The organism is Actinomadura sp. 3N508, assembly GCF_044326375.1.
Lineage (GTDB): Bacteria > Actinomycetota > Actinomycetes > Streptosporangiales > Streptosporangiaceae > Spirillospora.
Map to the genome: position 1 here is coordinate 349,289 of NZ_JBIRAX010000003.1, position 16,598 is coordinate 365,886.

At 71.6% G+C, this 16,598-nt stretch carries 18 protein-coding genes; 9 read left to right on the forward strand and 9 right to left on the reverse strand.

Annotated features, from left to right (window positions below; translation table 11 throughout):
• Positions 1–65: 65 nt before the first annotated feature.
• The 3 genes from ACH34S_RS12950 to ACH34S_RS12960 are packed head-to-tail and all read right to left on the reverse strand — an operon-like array spanning position 66 to position 2,675.
• Positions 66–728, reverse strand: coding sequence for a response regulator (locus ACH34S_RS12950; RefSeq protein ID WP_395952799.1), 663 nt, complete (start codon positions 726–728; stop codon positions 66–68).
• Positions 719–1,906: a histidine kinase gene (locus ACH34S_RS12955; protein ID WP_395952800.1), complete on the reverse strand. Its 1,188-nt coding sequence runs from the start codon at positions 1,904–1,906 to the stop codon at positions 719–721. Before ACH34S_RS12955 ends, ACH34S_RS12950 begins: the two co-directional genes overlap by 10 nt.
• Before the next feature lie 10 nt (positions 1,907–1,916).
• Positions 1,917–2,675 carry a DedA family protein gene (locus ACH34S_RS12960; protein WP_395952801.1) on the reverse strand — a complete coding sequence of 253 codons (759 nt, stop codon included), beginning with the start codon at positions 2,673–2,675 and terminating at the stop codon, positions 1,917–1,919.
• Between the two features lie 404 nt (positions 2,676–3,079).
• On the opposite strand from ACH34S_RS12960, the gene ACH34S_RS12965 reads away from it, so the two are divergent.
• From ACH34S_RS12965 to ACH34S_RS12980, 4 genes are all read left to right on the forward strand, one after another.
• Positions 3,080–3,577, forward strand: coding sequence for a hypothetical protein (locus tag ACH34S_RS12965; protein WP_395952802.1), 498 nt, complete (start codon positions 3,080–3,082; stop codon positions 3,575–3,577).
• A 158-nt stretch (positions 3,578–3,735) separates the two neighbouring features.
• The gene (locus ACH34S_RS12970; protein ID WP_395953319.1) at positions 3,736–3,924 is read left to right on the forward strand and encodes a DUF5999 family protein; all 189 of its coding nucleotides are present in this window, start codon (positions 3,736–3,738) and stop codon (positions 3,922–3,924) included.
• A gap of 513 nt (positions 3,925–4,437) precedes the next feature.
• Entirely contained in the window at positions 4,438–4,722 is a 285-nt protein-coding gene (locus ACH34S_RS12975) for a hypothetical protein (RefSeq protein ID WP_395952803.1), read from the forward strand.
• 168 nt (positions 4,723–4,890) lie between these two features.
• Positions 4,891–6,918 (forward strand): DUF4041 domain-containing protein, encoded by a 2,028-nt coding sequence (locus tag ACH34S_RS12980; RefSeq protein ID WP_395952804.1) that lies wholly within the window; start codon positions 4,891–4,893, stop codon positions 6,916–6,918.
• Between the two features lie 12 nt (positions 6,919–6,930).
• Here ACH34S_RS12980 and ACH34S_RS12985 read toward each other — a convergent pair whose 3' ends face one another.
• Together ACH34S_RS12985 and ACH34S_RS12990 are read right to left on the reverse strand one after the other, a co-directional pair.
• Positions 6,931–7,710 (reverse strand): ArsR/SmtB family transcription factor, encoded by a 780-nt coding sequence (locus ACH34S_RS12985; protein ID WP_395952805.1) that lies wholly within the window; start codon positions 7,708–7,710, stop codon positions 6,931–6,933.
• 73 nt (positions 7,711–7,783) lie between these two features.
• The gene (locus ACH34S_RS12990) at positions 7,784–8,383 is read right to left on the reverse strand and encodes a PepSY domain-containing protein (RefSeq protein ID WP_395952807.1); all 600 of its coding nucleotides are present in this window, start codon (positions 8,381–8,383) and stop codon (positions 7,784–7,786) included.
• 210 nt (positions 8,384–8,593) lie between these two features.
• On the opposite strand from ACH34S_RS12990, the gene ACH34S_RS12995 reads away from it, so the two are divergent.
• The 4 genes from ACH34S_RS12995 to ACH34S_RS13010 all read left to right on the forward strand — a co-directional run bounded on the left by ACH34S_RS12995 (position 8,594) and on the right by ACH34S_RS13010 (position 12,748).
• Positions 8,594–9,199: a response regulator transcription factor gene (locus ACH34S_RS12995; RefSeq protein ID WP_395952808.1), complete on the forward strand. Its 606-nt coding sequence runs from the start codon at positions 8,594–8,596 to the stop codon at positions 9,197–9,199.
• A gap of 1 nt (position 9,200) precedes the next feature.
• Complete coding sequence (locus ACH34S_RS13000) at positions 9,201–10,652, forward strand: ATP-binding protein (RefSeq protein ID WP_395952809.1); 1,452 nt, start codon at positions 9,201–9,203, stop codon at positions 10,650–10,652.
• Between the two features lie 99 nt (positions 10,653–10,751).
• Complete coding sequence (locus tag ACH34S_RS13005; RefSeq protein WP_395952810.1) at positions 10,752–11,390, forward strand: class I SAM-dependent DNA methyltransferase; 639 nt, start codon at positions 10,752–10,754, stop codon at positions 11,388–11,390.
• 137 nt (positions 11,391–11,527) lie between these two features.
• Positions 11,528–12,748 (forward strand): amidohydrolase family protein, encoded by a 1,221-nt coding sequence (locus tag ACH34S_RS13010; protein WP_395952811.1) that lies wholly within the window; start codon positions 11,528–11,530, stop codon positions 12,746–12,748.
• 44 nt (positions 12,749–12,792) lie between these two features.
• Here ACH34S_RS13010 and ACH34S_RS13015 read toward each other — a convergent pair whose 3' ends face one another.
• The 4 genes from ACH34S_RS13015 to ACH34S_RS13030 all read right to left on the reverse strand — a co-directional run bounded on the left by ACH34S_RS13015 (position 12,793) and on the right by ACH34S_RS13030 (position 15,753).
• Positions 12,793–13,554, reverse strand: coding sequence for an exonuclease SbcCD subunit D (locus tag ACH34S_RS13015; RefSeq protein WP_395952812.1), 762 nt, complete (start codon positions 13,552–13,554; stop codon positions 12,793–12,795).
• A complete protein-coding gene (locus ACH34S_RS13020; protein ID WP_395952813.1) occupies positions 13,538–14,362 on the reverse strand; it encodes a crotonase/enoyl-CoA hydratase family protein in 825 nt (274 codons plus the stop codon). Before ACH34S_RS13020 ends, ACH34S_RS13015 begins: the two co-directional genes overlap by 17 nt.
• Before the next feature lie 71 nt (positions 14,363–14,433).
• Positions 14,434–14,628 carry a hypothetical protein gene (locus ACH34S_RS13025; RefSeq protein WP_395952814.1) on the reverse strand — a complete coding sequence of 65 codons (195 nt, stop codon included), beginning with the start codon at positions 14,626–14,628 and terminating at the stop codon, positions 14,434–14,436.
• Positions 14,629–14,733: 105 nt separating this feature from the next.
• Positions 14,734–15,753: an MBL fold metallo-hydrolase gene (locus tag ACH34S_RS13030; RefSeq protein ID WP_395952815.1), complete on the reverse strand. Its 1,020-nt coding sequence runs from the start codon at positions 15,751–15,753 to the stop codon at positions 14,734–14,736.
• 247 nt (positions 15,754–16,000) lie between these two features.
• Between ACH34S_RS13030 and ACH34S_RS13035 the strand changes: the two genes are divergently transcribed.
• Positions 16,001–16,567, forward strand: a complete 567-nt coding sequence (locus ACH34S_RS13035; RefSeq protein WP_395953320.1) for a TetR/AcrR family transcriptional regulator — start codon at positions 16,001–16,003, stop codon at positions 16,565–16,567.
• Positions 16,568–16,598: the final 31 nt, after the last annotated feature.

Genomic DNA, 16,598 nt, shown 5'->3' on the forward strand with positions numbered 1-16,598 from the left:
GGGTCGGTGGATCGGTCCACCTCCCATACCCGATTCAGGGTTGATAGTCCGCTTCTGGGGGAGTTTCAGCCGGGTTGACCAGGGGTTCCGAGGTAGCGCAGGACGGCGAGGACGCGGCGGCTGTACCCGGTCGCGTGCGACAGGTCGAGCTTGTCGAAGATCGCGTTGACGTGCTTCTCCACCGCGCTCTGCGAGATGTGCAGGATCTCGGCTATCGAGGCGTTGGTCCGGCCCTGTGCCATGTTGTCGAGGACGTCCCGCTCGCGCGGCGTGAGGCGGGACAGCGGATCGGCCGGGGTCCCGTGCGCGGCGAGGAGGCGCCGCACGACCTCCGGGTCGAAGGCCGCGCCGCCCGCACCGACGCGGTCGAGGGCGTCCAGGAACTCGTCCACCTGGGCGACGCGGTCCTTGAGCAGGTAGCCGACGCCGGTCGTGTCCGCGGTGATCAGCTCGGTGGCGTAGCGCTTCTCGACGTACTGCGACAGGACGAGGACGCCGACGTCCGGCCAGCGCTCCCTGATCTCCAGCGCGGCGCGCAGGCCCTCGTCGGTGTGGGTCGGCGGCATCCGGACGTCGACGACCACGACGTCCGGCGGGCCCGCCGCCACGGCCGCGAGCAGCGCGTCGCCGTCGCCGACCGCCGCCTCCACGGCGTGGCCCTCCTCGGCGAGCAGCCGCACCAGGCCCTCGCGGAGGAGCGTCGAGTCCTCGGCCAGCATCACCCGCACGGCAGCTCCGCGGTGATCACGGTCGGGCCGCCGGGCGGGCTGTCCACGCCGAACGTGCCGTCCAGCGCGGCGACCCGGCGGGCCAGGCCGGCGAGCCCGCCGCCGCGCGGGTCGGCCCCGCCGCCGCCGTCGTCCTCGATGCGCACGCCGATCATTGTCGCCGATCCGGTGACCTCCACCTGGACCCGGCGGGCGGCCGAGTGTTTCGCCGCGTTCGTGACGGCCTCGCAGACGACGAAGTAGGCGGCCGTCTCGATCGCGTGCGGGGGGCGTCCGGGCACGTCGTAGGCGATCGTCACCGGCAGCGGGGTCCGCTCGGCGACGGTCTCCAGCGCGGCGCGCAGGCCCTCGCCGTCCAGCGCGGCCGGATAGACGCGCCAGGTGACCTCCCGCAGGTCCTCCAGGGCGCGCTGCGACTCCTCGTGCGCCTGTTTCAGCAGGTCGGCGGCCCGCTCCGCGTCTCCGGCGCGGCGGGCGCGGCCGATCAGCATGCCGAGCGCGACGAGCCGCTGCTGGACGCCGTCGTGCAGATCGCGTTCGATGCGGCGGCGCTCGTCGTCCACCGCGTCCACCACCTCGGCCCGGGTGACGGACAGCTGCGCGATGCGCCGCTCGTACTCCTCAAGCGGGCTCGGGCCCAGGCACCGCCGCGCCACCGTCCGCTCCAGCGCGACGACCCCGACCAGCCCTTGGACGGCCAGGAACAGCAGCACCAGCCCGAAGACCACCGTGTACAGGACGATCCACCAGGTCGGCGGGATGCCGTCCATATAGTCGCCGGTGACCCACCAGCTCCAGGCCAGCGCGACCGCCAACGCCCCGCCGTAGCCGATCAGCAGCAGGATGACGGCGCCGAGCAGCCCGACCGGCACCCGCAGGACGAGATACGCCAGCGCCTTCAGCGGGCCGTACTCGACGGGCCTGTCCTCGCCGTGGAACCTCCGGAGCCGCCACCGTTCCAGTTCGGTCGCCGCCTCGGCCGCGTCCGCGACGACCGTCGGCACCACCCGCTGGCCGCGCGAGAAGGCCAGCGAGTAGGCCATCAGGAGCGCCGCCACCGCTAGCAGGACCAGCTCCACACCGGCGGTGGCCGCGCCCAGCGCCAGCCCCGCGGCGGCCCGGACGAGGGCGCGCGGGCCACGGCGGCGCGGGCCACGGCGGTCAGAAGATCCGGTCACGTTCGGGTTCTCACGTCTCCAGCCGATGCCTGCCTGCCCGCCGTCCGTCGTCCGCCCGCTGTTCCATCGCGTACCGCTGGTGCGGGGCGGTCCACTGTTCCGGGGCGTTCCGCCGTTCCTTGGTGTTTCGCCGCGCCTTCACGATACGCACGGCGACGAACGCGGCGACGCACAGGACCGCCAGCGCGAGCACCCCCTTGGAGTAGACGCCGACGTACTCCTCGACCGTCCGCCAGTTGTCGCCGAGCCCGTACCCGGCCAGGACGAACGCCGTGTTCCACAGCAGGCTGCCGAGGCCGGTGTAGATCAGGAAGGTCGTCATCCGCATCCGCTCCACCCCGGCCGGGACGGAGATCAGGCTGCGGAAGATCGGGATCATGCGCCCGAAGAACACCGCCTTGGCGCCGTGCCGCGCGAACCACGCCTCCGTCCGGTCCAGGTCGGACAGCTTGACGAGCGGGAGCCGCGCCACCAGCGCGCGGATCCGGTCGCGGCCGATCAGCGCGCCGATCCCGTAGAGGGCCAGCGCCCCGGCGATGCTGCCGAGCGTCGTCCAGAGGAGCGCCGCCGCCAGGCTCATCCGGCCCTGCGCGGCGGTGAACCCGGCCAGCGGCAGGATCACCTCGCTGGGCAGCGGCGGGAACAGGTTCTCCAGCGCGATCGCCAGCCCGGCGCCCGGCGCGCCGAGCCGGTCCATAAGGTCGGTCGCCCATCCCGCGATGCCGCCGGCGGGCTCGCTCCCGGCCGTCGCGTACGCCATTTCGATCATGTTGACGACGCTAGAAACCGGCGGCTCCCGTCACCATGGTGCGCACCGCCCGCCTGACCGGCCGCGCCCCACACCCCGGCCCTGCGGAAAACCACACCCCTGGGACCGCTCACCGCCCCGGATGCCCTACTCGGGCGCCGGGGCCGAGGCGCGGGATTCAGCGGAGAGTGAAACCCTCCCCCGCCGCGGAGCGGGGCGAGGAGGCTCGGGCGCGCTGGTTCTCGCAGGCCGCACGGGTTCTGGACGCGGGTGGGCCCGGTTTCGGACAGCACCCCCGCCACCACCCCTGTAAAGAATCTTTTTGATCGACTTTTCAGTAAAGAACCTTTCTTGTAGCGTTCGCAGGGTTTTGTGAAGTGAATTCATGATCAAATCACCCCCCGCCCGACCATAAGGAAGCCGCGATGCCCTGGGCCACCGGCCTGGCCGCGGCCGCGCTCCTCGGCCTCCTGACGCTCCTGGCCACGGCGCGGCACGGCAGGCGCCGACACAGCTCGGCGAACGAGCACCCCGAGTCGCTGACGGCCGTGCTCGGCCCCGGCGACGAGGAGTACCTGGCGTGGCTCGCCGACCACCACTGGCCGGGCGACGAGTACCTCGACCTCGAACACGAGTGGATGGGCGAGCTGGACCCCGGCGCCATGGCCGGCCCCTACGAGTCGCCCCTGTGTCCCCGATGTGACCTGCGGTGCGAGGACGTGTGGCCGTGCCCGACCTGCGGGCGGGTGCTGCACTCGTCCTGCGGGCACGGGATGCGGCGCCGGAGGGTCGACCGCCCGTACCGCACCCACGGGACCAACCCGGAGGCGGTCATCGCGGAGTGGATCTGCATAGGCTGCGCCTCGGTGGTCGGCCTGGACGTCGACCACGGCGGCGATCCCGACGAGGGCCTCCTGCGGTGAAACACCCCGGATTGCCCCTCTTGTCCGGGTTCACACATCTTTGACGGTAAAGAATCCGTCATCGACTTGCATATTTCGGACGTGCGGCGGCAGGCTGCATCTATGTCCTTAATCACAGGGACACCGTGGAGGACACCGTGACCGCACAACCTGACTCGATCTGCCGGCACGAGCCGGCCTGCCCGACGCCGGACGACCTCGACCGCGAGGCCGCCCGCACCGTCGCCAGCCACCCGGAGCAGGGGTGGAGCCTGCTCTGCAACGGCATCGTCGTCTTCGACGACACGGGCGAGCTGCTGCCGGACGGCCGCGTGATCGCTCCGCACCGCCCCGCCCCCGCCGCCTGACCCCGCGCGGCGCCCCAGCGCGTCCCGCCGGGCCCCGGGCGGGCCGGAAGGCTGCCCGCCCTGCCCGCCTTCGCGGACGACCTGCACCGACGGGCCACTTGATCACCTGCCGCTAGCGGCGGCCGAGCCCACATGCCCTCGTCCGCCGCCCAGACGGCCAGCGGCCCCGGAAGCTCCCGCTCCCTCCGCTCCCCGTAGGCGACCGTGCACTGCACGTCGCCCGCCATCAACCCGGCCCGCCGACGCCGTGGTGCCGCATACACCCTCCTCCCGCGTGTCGTGGCCGCGAAGCGCGCGTATCGCGTCAGCCTGGGAGAGGGGCAGCACGAGATGGTCCTGAACGATCCCGGCCGGCTCCCACCGTATGCAGGTCCACCTGAGACTCCAAGGCGCGATCGTCTCTGGTGATCAGCATGTCGGGCTCCCATCCGACGGGTGGTCCCGGTAGCGTTCAACTGTTTTGCTCCTTACGCAAGAATCATGTGGAACTCGACCGCGGAAGGACGGTGTGGTGTGCTCACAGTCCTGGTCCTCGTGGCGTTGGCCGCCCTCTTCGGCCTCTGCCTGCCGAACCTGCTCCGCCCCATGCCTCACGTCCACGCCCGCGACCCCGATCCCCCGTCCGACGATGCCTCTGCCGCCGTCCACCCGGAGTCGATGACCGCCGAACTCGACCCTGTCGACGAGGAGTACCTCGCCTGCCTCGCCGACACCCTCTGGCCCGACGACGAGTACCTGGAACTCGAGCCCAGCACCGACGGCGAAGAAGAACCCGGCAGCAACGGCATGCGCCTCTGATCCCCACCGCCGCCATTGCGCCCTGTGACGGGTAAACCACGACCCGCACCGGCCCGTCCTAGAGGAGTCGAGCGCTCCCCTCGACTGCCCAGATGACGGCGGCACGGGGAGCCGGTTCGGATTGGCGCGTTCTCCCGTCCCGCCCGGAGACGATGCTGCGAGGACGCGATGACGGTGCAGGACGCACAGCACCCGGGCTACATCGGGGTCGAGGTCGAGCCAGGTGAAACGGACCGCCTGCTGCGCTCGATCGGGCTCTACCTCAAGGACGGCGAGTCACTTCTGGCGCTCGCCGCGACCGTCAAGGCGCTGCCGACGCTCACCCACGTCGCCGTCACCGACCGGCGCGTTCTGGGCTTCTCGGCGCCTGACCTCGTCAGGGAGGGGCCTCGGCAGGAGGTCCGCGTCGCGGACGTGGCGGCCGTCGAGACGCGCACGTCGTACAAGCAGCGGTGGTTCCTCGTGGTGCTCGACGGCGCCGGGACCGAAACCGACTTCGGTGACGTCCACGACCAGGACGCGCCGCACGTCCGGCGGATCATCGAGTCCGCCGCCCGCCCGCCGGAGCCGGTGACGCCGGAGCCCGCGCGACCGGAGCCTGTGCACCCGGAGCCGACCGGATCCGGCCCCGTCCAGGCGGTGACCGGTCCGGGAGGCTTCGGGGCGCCGGACGGGACGCCGGGGTGGCGTTACAACCCGCCGCCGACCTGGCCCGCGCCGCCGCCCGGCTGGACCCCGCCGCCGGGCTGGCAGCCCGACGCGACCTGGCCGCCCCCGCCCCCGGGCTGGCGGTTCTGGCTCCCGGCCGCACCCCCGGTCCCCGCACCCGCACCGCCGATCCCCGCGCCCGCGCCGACTCCACCGGCCGCGCCACTCGCACCGCCCGCGGCCCCGCCGCCCGTACCGCCTGCACCCGCGCCCGTGCCGCCCACGTCTGCGCCCGTGCCTCCGGGGCCGCCGCCCGCCGCGGCCAGGACGAGGCCCGTGTTCGGGGGCAAGCGGCAGCGCATCGAAGAGCTGGAGGCCGAGAACGCGGAGCTGCGGCAGTGGCTGGACCGGCTCGGCGGCCTCGACGCGCCCCGGGTGGCCGCCGAGATCGAGGGGCTGCGGGCCGAGGCCGCCGACATGCGCCGCGCGAACGAGAAGGCGCGCAGGGACCTCACACGGCTGCGCCAGGACATCGTCGAGACGCAGGACCTCGCGCTCCTCCAGGAGGCCGGGGTGTACGAGTACCAGCACCCGCTCGCGGACGTCGTCGCCTACAAGGCCGAGCTGGCCCGCCTGAAGGACCGGATCAGGTCGATGGCGAGCGGCGGGAAGGCCGTCGCCGGCGCGACGAACTGGACGGTCAACGGCTCGGCGGCGCAGGGCGCCAAGATGGTCCGCGACTTCTCCAAGCTGATGCTGCGCGCCTACAACGCCGAGGCGGACAACCTCGTCCGGACCATGCGCCCGTACAAGCTGCAGTCGGCGATCGACCGGCTGGACAAGACCGCGCAGACCATCGAGCGGCTCGGCAAGACCATGGACATCCGGGTGAGCCGCCCGTACCGGGAGGTCCGCGTCAAGGAGTTGCGGCTGACCGCTGATCACCTGGCGAAGGCGGAGGAGGAGAAGGAGCGGGTGCGGGCCGAGCGCGAGCGGCAGCGCGAGGAGGACAAGGCCCGCAAGGAGTTCGAGCGCGAGAAGGCGCGGCTGCTCAAGGAACGGTCACATGTGGAGTCGGCCCTCGCCCGGCTGGAGGCCAACGGCGACGCCGGCGGGGCCGCGGACCTGCGCGCGAAGCTGGCGGACGTCGAGGCCGCCATCAGCGACGTGGAGGGCCGGGCCGCGAAGGTCCGGGCCGGGTACGTGTACGTGATCTCCAACATCGGCGCGTTCGGCGAGCGGATGGTGAAGATCGGCATGACCCGGCGGCTGGACCCGATGGACCGGGTCCGCGAGCTCGGCGACGCGTCCGTGCCGTTCAAGTTCGACGTCCATGCGCTGATCTTCAGCGAGGACACGGTCGGGCTGGAGGGGCGGCTCCATCAGGAGTTCGCCGAGCAGCGCGTCAACCAGGTCAATCTCCGGCGGGAGTTCTTCTACGCGACGCCCGGCGAGGTACGCGGAGTGCTGGAGCGGGTGGCCGGGAGCCATCTGCTCGAATACGCCGAGTTGGCGGAGGCCGAGGAGTTCCGCGCCAGCCGAAGGTAGACGCTCATCCGGTCATTCGGCAGGGAGGGGCTCGCCGGTCTCCAGGAGGGTTTTGAGGCCGGACACGACTTGTGGCCATCCGTGGCGGGACATGTCCAGGAGGGTCTCGCCGCCCTCATGGACGACCGTCAGTTTGGTCGTCTCGCCGGACGGTTCGATGTCGAAGGTCACCTTGGAGCGGGGTTCCGCCAGGAGTTTGAGGCGCGTTTCCTCGTCCACGCCTACGGCCTTCGCCCATTCCGGGGTGAAGGTGTGCCAGGTGTAGGAGAGGCGGCGGGGCGGGTCGGCTTCGAGGACGACCTGCTCCGCGTCGGCCATCGTCGCGTTCTCCTCGTGCCAGGTGATCGTGGCGCCGGGCGTCCAGTCGGTCTCGAACGCGACGCCCCAGTAGCGGCGGGTGAAGGCCGGGTCGGTGAGGGCCTGCCAGAGCCGTTCCGGCGTGGTGCGGATGTAGGTGGTGTAGACGAACTCGCTTCCGGTCATCGCGTCCTGCTCCAATGCGGTCTTCAGGTCGGCGAGCGCGTTGGCCCGCTCGCGGTCGTACCGGCTCATCCAGCGGTCGGCGATGGCGTTGATCGGGGCGGCGTCGAGGTAGTGGAGCTTCTCGCGGCCCCGGCGCATGGTGGTCACCAGGCCCGCGTCCTCCAGCACGGCGAGGTGCTTGCTGACCGACTGCCGGGCCATGTCCAGCCCGGCGCACAGTTCCCGGAGGGTCTGCCCGTTGCGGGTGTTGAGGCTGTCCAGCAGCCGGCGGCGGCTCGCGTCGGCGAGCGCCTTGAAGACCTCGTCCATGCACCGTCCCAAAATGCAGCCATCTGGTTGCCTGTCACGATAGGCATCCAGATGGCTGCATGTCAATTCCGGGTCAGTCGTCGTCCTCGTCCGTCCCGTCGGTGCCGACCTTGGCGGTGGCGGCGTCCACGAACAGCTCGCGCTCGATCCCGTCCCGGCCGGTGACGTCGACCTCCCAGCCGGACCTGCCGTCCTCCCGCTCGAAGTCGACGGACGTCACGGTGCCGGGGACCGCCTTCAGCGCGGCCGTGGCGGCCTCCGCCGCGCTGACCTTCGCCTTCCGGAGGGCGGTGGACGGGTCGCGGTCGTCGTCATCGGCGTCGTCCGGCCGGGCCGCGCGGTTGGAGAGAATCTCGCCGGTGCGGGGGTCGACCCTCACGTCCCGCAAGCCGCCGTTGCCAGCGAGGACGTCGACCTCCCAAGTGCGCCTGCCGTCGTCGCCGTCCAGCTCGATCTCTTCGATCGTGCCGGGGACCGCCTTCAGCGCCGCGGCCGCCGCCTCCGTGACCGAGGTCTCGGGGGACGCGCCGCCGGACGGGGACGCCGGGGTTCCGGGGCCGTCGTCGTGGGCCGCGAACGCGGTGGCCGCTCCCCCGCCGGCGATGACGCCCGCGGCGACCACCGTGACCAGCAGCCCGCGTCCGGAGACGAAGCGCCGTGGGTCGAACCTCATTAGCACCCTCCAGGTGTCGCAGGCGGCCGGCCGGTCCGGCCGCCCCGTGCGTCATCGACGATGCCGCTGGTTCCTGTAGCCGCCCTGAAGCTTCCTGAAGCCTTCTTCAGGGACGGTTTGGCAGGCTGGGGGCCATGCGCCTGCTGCTCGTGGAGGACGAGAAACGCCTGGCCACGTCCCCTCGCCCGCGGGCTGACGGCCGAGGGGTTCGTGGTCGAGACCGTCCACGACGGCGCCGAGGGGCTCGACCTTGCGCTCGGCGGGGAGTTCGACCTGATCATCCTCGACATCATGCTGCCCGGGATGAACGGCTACCGGGTGTGCGCGGCACTGCGGGCGGCGGGCGACGACACGCCGATCCTGATGCTGACCGCCAAGGACGGCGAGTACGACGAGGCAGAGGGCCTGGACACGGGCGCGGACGACTACCTCACCAAGCCGTTCTCGTACGTGGTGCTCGTCGCCCGCATCCGCGCCCTGCTCCGCCGCCGGACGCGCGGCGCGGCCCCGAGCATCGTGCTGGGCGACCTCACCGTCGACCCTGGCGCGCGGCGGGTGTTCCGGGGCGAGGCGGAGGTGGAGCTGACCGCCAAGGAGTTCGCCGTGCTGGAGCATCTGGCCTCGAACGCGGGCCAGGTCGTGTCGAAGACGCAGATCATGGAGGCGGTCTGGGACTTCGCCTACGCCGGGGACCCCAACATCGTCGAGGTGTACGTGAGCGCGCTGCGCCGCAAGCTGGACGTCCCGTTCGGGCGCCGGTCGATCACGACGGTGCGCGGCGCGGGATACCGGCTGGCCCGGGACGGGGGCGCCTGACGTGGGGCGGCGGTTCTCGTCCGTCCGGGCGCGGACGACGCTCGGCGCGACCGCCGTGGTGGCGGTCGCGCTGGTCGCGGCCGGGCTGGCGGTCGTGCTGCTGCTCCGCGCGAACCTCGGCGGGCAGGCCGATCTGTCGGCGGAGGTGACGGCCCGGGAGGTCGCGTCGCAGCTGGCGACCGGCACCCCGTACCGGAGCCTCGACCTGCCGGACGGCGACGAGCACCCGGTACAGGTCGTGGACGAGCACGGACGCGTTCGCGCCGCCAGCGAGGACCTGAAGGCGATCAGCGGCACGGGTTCGCCGGCCGTGCGTCCCGACCGGTCCCCGCCGCCTCCCGACGGCGACTCGGACGACGATTCCGACTTCGACGACGATCCCGGCCGCGGCGAGGTGTCCGACGACGGCCCGCGCCTCTCCACCGGCAGCGCCACCGTCGACGGCCGCACCGCCGACTATCGCTTCGCGGCGGTAGAGGCGACGACGCCCGCGGACGAGACCGTCACCGTCTACGCGGGCGCGGACCTGGCCGCCGCGCGGAACGCGGTCGGCACCGTCACCCGGACGATGCTCGCCGGGCTGCCGCTGCTGCTCGCCGTCGTCGCGGGCGTGACCTGGCTGGTCACGCGGCGGGCGCTGCGTCCGGTCGAGGCCGTCCGGGCGGAGCTGGCCGAGATCACCGCGGCGGGCGACCTGGCCAGGCGGGTGCCCGTCCCGGCCTCGCGGGACGAGATCGCCGGGCTGGCGGCCACGACGAACGCGACCCTGGCCGCGCTGGAGGACTCCGTCGCCAAGCAGCGCGGGTTCGTCGCGGACGCCTCGCACGAGCTGCGCAGCCCGATCGCGTCGCTGCGCACCCAGCTGGAGGTCGCGGCGGCGCACCCCGAACTGCTCGACGTGGACGGCCTCACCGAGGACGTCGTCCGCCTCCAGGACCTGGCCGCCGACCTGCTGCTCCTCGCCCGGATCGACGCGGGCGACCGCCCACCGGAGCGCCCCGTGGCGCTCGGCCGCCTGGTCCAGGACGAACTCGACCGGCGCGCACCGGTCGACCGGCTGCCGGTCCAGGCGTCGATCGAGGCAGACCCGCACGTCATGGGTGTGCCGGGACGCCTCTCACGGGTGATCGGCAACCTCCTGGACAACGCCCAGCGACACGCGAACGCGACCGTCCGGCTGACGCTCCGCGAGAAGGCCGGCACGGCAATCGTGAGCGTCGCCGACGACGGTCCCGGCGTGCCGCCCGGCGACCGCGAGCGAATCTTCGAGCGTTTCGTCCGCCTGGACGACGCCCGCAGCCGCGACGAGGGCGGCGCGGGCCTCGGCCTCGCCATAGCCCGGGACCTCGTGACAGCCCACGGCGGAACCCTCACCATCGGCGAGTCCTCCGCCGGCGGCGCCCTCTTCGAGGTGCACCTGCCGGTGACCACTTCAAGAGTCGGCGGGCCCTGACTGGTCCATCCTGCGCTGCGCATTGATGGCGTCGAGTGGGCTCTGCCTGCTCGGGTGGGTGCGTCCGGCTCGGGTGGTTTGACGGGCTACGGTCTTTTGATGACCTGGTTGAGCGATACCCGGAAGGTCTACGACGCCCTCGCGGTGGGCTACGCGGATGAGACCCGTGACCTGCTCGACAGGCTGCCGCACGTGCGCGCGGGAGTGGTGCTGTTCGCCGATCTGGTCCGCGCGATCGGCGGCGGGCCCGTCGCCGACGTGGGCTGCGGGCCGGGGCACACCACCGCCCTGCTGCGGGAGCTGGGGGCGGACGCGTTCGGCATCGACCTGTCCCCCGCGATGATCGAGATCGCCCGCCGCGAGCACCCCGGCGCGCGGTTCGAGGTCGGTTCGATGACCGACCTGGACCTCGCCGACGGCTCCGTGGCCGGTGTGCTCGCGTGGTGGTCGCTGATCTACATCCCCGACGATGCGGTGCCGGGCGTGCTCGGACAGTTCTACCGGGTCCTGCGGCCGGGCGGTGTGCTCGCCGCTGGCTTCCACGTCGGTGACGAGTCGAAGATCGAGACGAGCGGTGAGGGCGACCGGCCCGTCCAGGCGTACGTGCACTACCGCAAGCCGTCCCACGTGGCCGACCGGCTTCGCGAGGCGGGCTTCACCATGGAGGCGCAGCACCTGCTGAACCCGGACGGGCCGAAGCCTGGGGCGATCCTGTTCGCCCGACGCCCCGTCTCCTGACCTCCGTCCCAGGCGCAGCCGCCGGTGCCGATCCCTACCATAACTGAAACTATGTTCTTGTTCTGGAAATTTGGTTAGGATCGAGGTGGCCCTGCGCGCCGGCGTGCCGGTGCGGTGGACGACCTCTGGGAGCACACATGGACTACCGACTGTTCGACGCGGACAACCACTACTACGAGGTCGAGGACGCGTTCACGCGTTACGGGGACGACGAGGTCAAGCGGTTCGTGCGCTGGGTGTCCGAGGGCAAGCGGCGGCACATCCTGTTCGGCAACGTCATGCAGACGCTCGTGCCGAATCCGACGTTCAACCCCATCACGAAGCCGGGCGCCTTCCACGCCCGGCTGAAGGAACTCGAGTCGGGTGGGGGTGAGCGCGGCTCGACGGCGGTCGGGATGAACGACAAGTCGCGGTACGGCGTCCTCGAACAGCTGCCGGCCCACTACCAGGAGCGTGACAGCCGCCTGAAGGTGATGGACGAGCAAGGGCTGGAGGGCGCGTTCCTCTTCCCCACCCTCGGCGTCGGCGTCGAGGGCCTCAACGCCGGCAACGTCCGCATGACGTACAAGGCATTCAGAGCCTTCAACCAGTGGGTCGAGGAGGACTGGGGCTTCGCCTACCAGGATCGGCTGTACTCGGCTCCGGCGATCCCGGTCCTCGACCCGGTCGAGGCGGCGAAAGAGCTCGAACTCGTCCTGAGCCGGGGAGCCCGCATCGTCGTGCTGCGGCCCGGCCCCGCCAACGGCCGCTCGCCCGCCGACCCGGTCTGGGACCCGTTCTGGTCGCTGCTGAACGACTCCGGCGTCCCGGCCGCGTATCACACCTACGGAGGCGGCGACGCCTACGACGACGCGTTCAGGATGCTCTGGCAGCGGCACGGCCAGGGCGATCCCGCGTACGAGGGCAACCTGCGCTACTCCCTGTTCGCGGGTGACCGGCCCATGATCGACACCGCGGTTGCGCTCGTGCTCGGCAACGTCTTCGGACGGTTCCCTCGCCTGCGCGTGATGTCCATCGAGCTGGGCGCCGCGTGGGTGCCCTACGTCCTCCACACGCTCGACCATGCGGGCGGGATCGTGGATCGGCACATCCGGGCCTTCGGCGAGGTCGTCGAGGAGCTTCCGTCCGAGGTGTTCAAGCGGCACTTCTGGGTGGCGCCGTTCCCGGAGGAGGACATCGCCGCCCTGGCCGGGCTGATCGGCGTGGACCACGTCCTGTTCGGATCGGACTTCCCGCACGCCGAGGGGACCGAGCAGCCGGCGGACTTCGCCCGGTACCTCGACAGGCTCGACCCGGCGGACGGCAAGAAGATCATGCGCGACAACGCCCTGGCGCTGCTGCGGCCTCCCACGTTCTGACGGACCTCGGGCCCGGCCGAACCGGCGGCCGGGCCCGGGTCCTTTCAGGTGTGTAGCGCCTGCCACTCCAGGCCGGCGGGTCGCCCGGGAACCAGGTGGACGAGGACGTATCCCGGCATACCGCCGCGGGAGCGGGCGGTCGCGCCGGAGTACGCGGTGAGCGGCCTTGTGCGGATGATCTCGTGCACATGCAGGTATCCCAGCGCGACGTAGTCCGCGTCGAGATCGTCCAGGTCCTCGGGGAGGATCGGCGAGGAGCGTCCCGACCCGGCCGCTGCGCTCGGCACCGCCAAGCCGTGCCCGGCGAGGATCAGCCATCGGCCGTCCACCCTGGGCGGCGGCGACAGCAGCGGCCTGAACGTCGGCGCGTGTTCCGTCATCGCGCGGCCCCACACGATCACGTCGGTGCCGGGAACCTCGACCGCACGGCCCTCGGGCGCACCGAGGAACAGCAGATTCGGGCAGCGGGCGCGCAGGTCGAAACGGTGGTACACGGAGCCGGCGTCGAGGACGTCGTGGTTGCCCGGGAGGAGCACCACGGGCCGGCCGACGTCGGCGAGCCGGCGTGCGGTCCAGTCGAGGACGTCGTCGCCGATCCGGGCGTGGTCGAACAGATCGCCCGCGATCAGGACGAGGTCGACGTCGAGGTCGATCGCGGCGTCGACCATCGCCGCGAAGGCGCGTTGCGCGGAACCGCCGTCCACGCGGTCGAGGTGGCAGTCGGAGGTGTGCAGTATCGTCGCCGGCCTGCGCACCTCCGACGGCGCGCCGCGCGCCTTCGACGGCGCGTCAGGCGAACTTGCCATCGCGTTCGGCCACCGCGGCGCGGAGCCCGTCGGTGCGCAGCCGCTCGTTGAACTCGAACGCCTCCGGCGCGTTGTGGCCGAGGGTGTCGTGGATCGCCGCGAGCGTCTGCATCGTGCCCCTGCCCATCAGCTCCACGGCCAGGTTGACGATCCGCTTGTTGTGGGCGAGCAGATCGTGCCCGATGTGCGAGACACGGGTGGCGAGAGCGAGTGCGTGGTCGTCCAGCTCTTCGGCCGGAACCGACTCGAGCACGAGGCCGACCTCGGCGGCCTTCTTGCCCGAGATCGTGTCTCCGGTGAGGAGCAGGCGCTTCGTCCACTGCGGGCCGGCGTGGTAGACCCACATGTGCGTGGGCGGCCCGCCCTGCGAGCGGACCGGCGGGAAGCCGAGCCGCGCGTCATCGGCAGCGATGATCATGTCGCAGTGCAGGGCCAGATCGGTGCCGCCGGCCACGCAGTAGCCGTGGACCTGCGCGATCACCGGGATGCGCGAGTGCCACAGCCTGCCCCACTTCTCGCCGAACGTCATGCAGAGCGCGACGTCCTCCTCGATCGTCTCCGGCATCTTGTAGTCGGCCCGCGGCGGGGCGGACGGGTCGGGACCGAGGTCGTAGCCGGCGCAGAACGAGGGACCCGCGCCCCGGATGAGGATCACTCGGATCGACGTGTCGTACTGCGCCTCCCGGACGGCGTCGAGCAGCTCGTCCTGCAGCTCCGGCGACAGGGCGTTGCGCCGCTCCGGACGGTTGAGCGTGATGCGGAGGACGCCGTCGACGCGCTCGGCGCGGATGGTGCGGAACTTCTCCAAGATCGTTGTCCCGTTCTCGTCAGGGCATGGTTCTTTCTAGAACCAGAACCTATTTCTATTTTTCCCTCTGGTCAACGATCCTGTCCGCCAGTGGAGTCAGCGCCCGCCGGCTGGACGCGGGCCTCTGGCGAGCGCTCGCGGTCCAGGCCGCTCAGCTCCAACTGCGTCGCGCCAGAGGCCGGTTCGAGCACGGTGATGGTGAACCGGCGCTGGTCCAGGCGGATGAGGCCGACCGTGCCGAGGACGTCCCGATAGCCGTACGGCATCAGCGCGCTGGTGGAGGATCAGGTCGCAGCCGGCGAAGGCGTCGAGCACGGCGTGCGGAAGCGCCGGTGCCGCGTCCGGCACATGGGTGTCCGCGATCAGCCCGATCAGCACCGGTCGCCGCCGGCCGGCGCGTAGTAGCGGGGCCCTTCGAGGTCGGGACGGTGGCTGCGGACGCGGCCGGCTTCGACCAGGTGGTTCAGATGGGCGACGGTCTCGCCCAGGGCGACCCGGCGCATCCGCCCTTCGACCGCCTCCCAGCCACGCGACCAGCTGATCATCGTGGTGATGGACCATGCCGTCGCGCCCTCGTCCGCATGCAGGACCGCCTCGATCTCGGCGAGCCTGGCCTCGTGGTGCCGGGTGAGCTCGGCCGCGCGAGCCGCGAGCCCGCGGAACCGGTGCTCGTGCGCGGGCAGCACTTCCGCGGAGTCGTACGCGGCGACGCGGTCCAGCGAGGCGAGATAGTTGCCGAGTGCGGACGACTTGCTCTCCGTATGGTCGAAGATCTGAGGGCTGATGCGCGGCAGGATGTGGTCGCCGGAAAGGAAGACGTCGGTGTCGGAGTCGTACAGGCAGATATGGCCGGGCGCGTGACCGGGAGTCCACACCACCCGCACATTCCGTCCTCGCAGGGGGAGCCGGTCCCCGTCCTCCAGCCGTCTGTCCGGGGTCGGAACCGGCTCGAAGGACGCGAGGAACTCCTCGTCGTGGACGATCTCCATGGCGATCGCGTCCGGGACGCCGTCCTCACGCAGCATCGCCGCGTCGTTCGTGCGCGACAGGTGCGAGGCGCTTCGCGGATCGGATGGTGGCGCCTCCAGCGCGTGCATCGCGATCCAGGCCCCGGAAACCTGGCGCAACCGTCCGGCGAGACCGTGGTGGTCGGGGTGGGCGTGGGTGATGACGACGCCGGCGATGTCACCGGCGCTGCGGCCGGTCTTGCGCAGTCCCTCCTGAAGCGCCGCCCAGCCGTCGTCGGAACGCCAGCCCGGATCCACGATGACGGCCTGGCCCGCCGCCTCGAAGAGATAGCTCACCGTGTAGCGAAGCGGATTGTCCGGGATGGGCACGGGGATGGCCCAGAGGCCGGGCCGCAGCTCCTCGACGGTCGGGTCGCTCCGCATCCACGGCCTCCAGAAAAACCAGAACAAGACTCTTACTCTTGTCAGAGTAATCGATGATCGTCGCGATCGCGACCCCGTTCGCGGACCAAGAATTAGTGCTAGATTTCAGTACCAGAACTGATGCCGAGTCCGTTCCCGATCTTGGGAGGAAGTCCTGGAAGCCCGCAGCCCCACCACCGAACCCGGCGCGCCGGCGCAGCCCGCGGAGGCGCGCACGGCGTCACAGCGCGCCCGCCGCGAGCGGATCCTGAGCGCGGCCGTCCAGATGCTCGACGAGCGGGAGTACGAGCAGATCCAGATCCGGGAGGTCGCCGAGGAGGCGGGGGTCGCCCTGGCCACCCTGTACCGGTACTTCCCGTCGAAGGAACTGCTGTACGCCCACGCGCTGATCGAGTGGGGCAAGTCCTTCGAGGAGAAGGTGCTGGCGCACGACGACCGCGGCACCACGGACGCGGACAGGCTGCGGGCCGTCCTCAAGCGGACGGTACGGGCGTACGCGCGCTACCCGCACTTCTACAAGCTGATCACGGTGCTCGAGGTCACCACGGACGTCGCCGCCCGCGAGGTGTTCTCCGGCTACGCGCGGTCGTTCACCGGCATCGTCGAAGAACTCCTGCACGACACCGACCCGCGCGACGTGGCCCTGGTGACCCTCGTCGCCCAGTCCGTTCTGGGCCAGCAGCTGCGCGAGTGGTCGCTGGGCCACCTCACGCTCCGCACCGTGCTGGACAACCTCGACGACGCGGTCGGCATCCTGTTCGGGAAGCCGCGGGTCCGGGCGAACCGCGCCACGGCGAGGTCGCCCCGCAAGTGATCCCCGGCCCGGGAGGCATCGCGCGGACCCC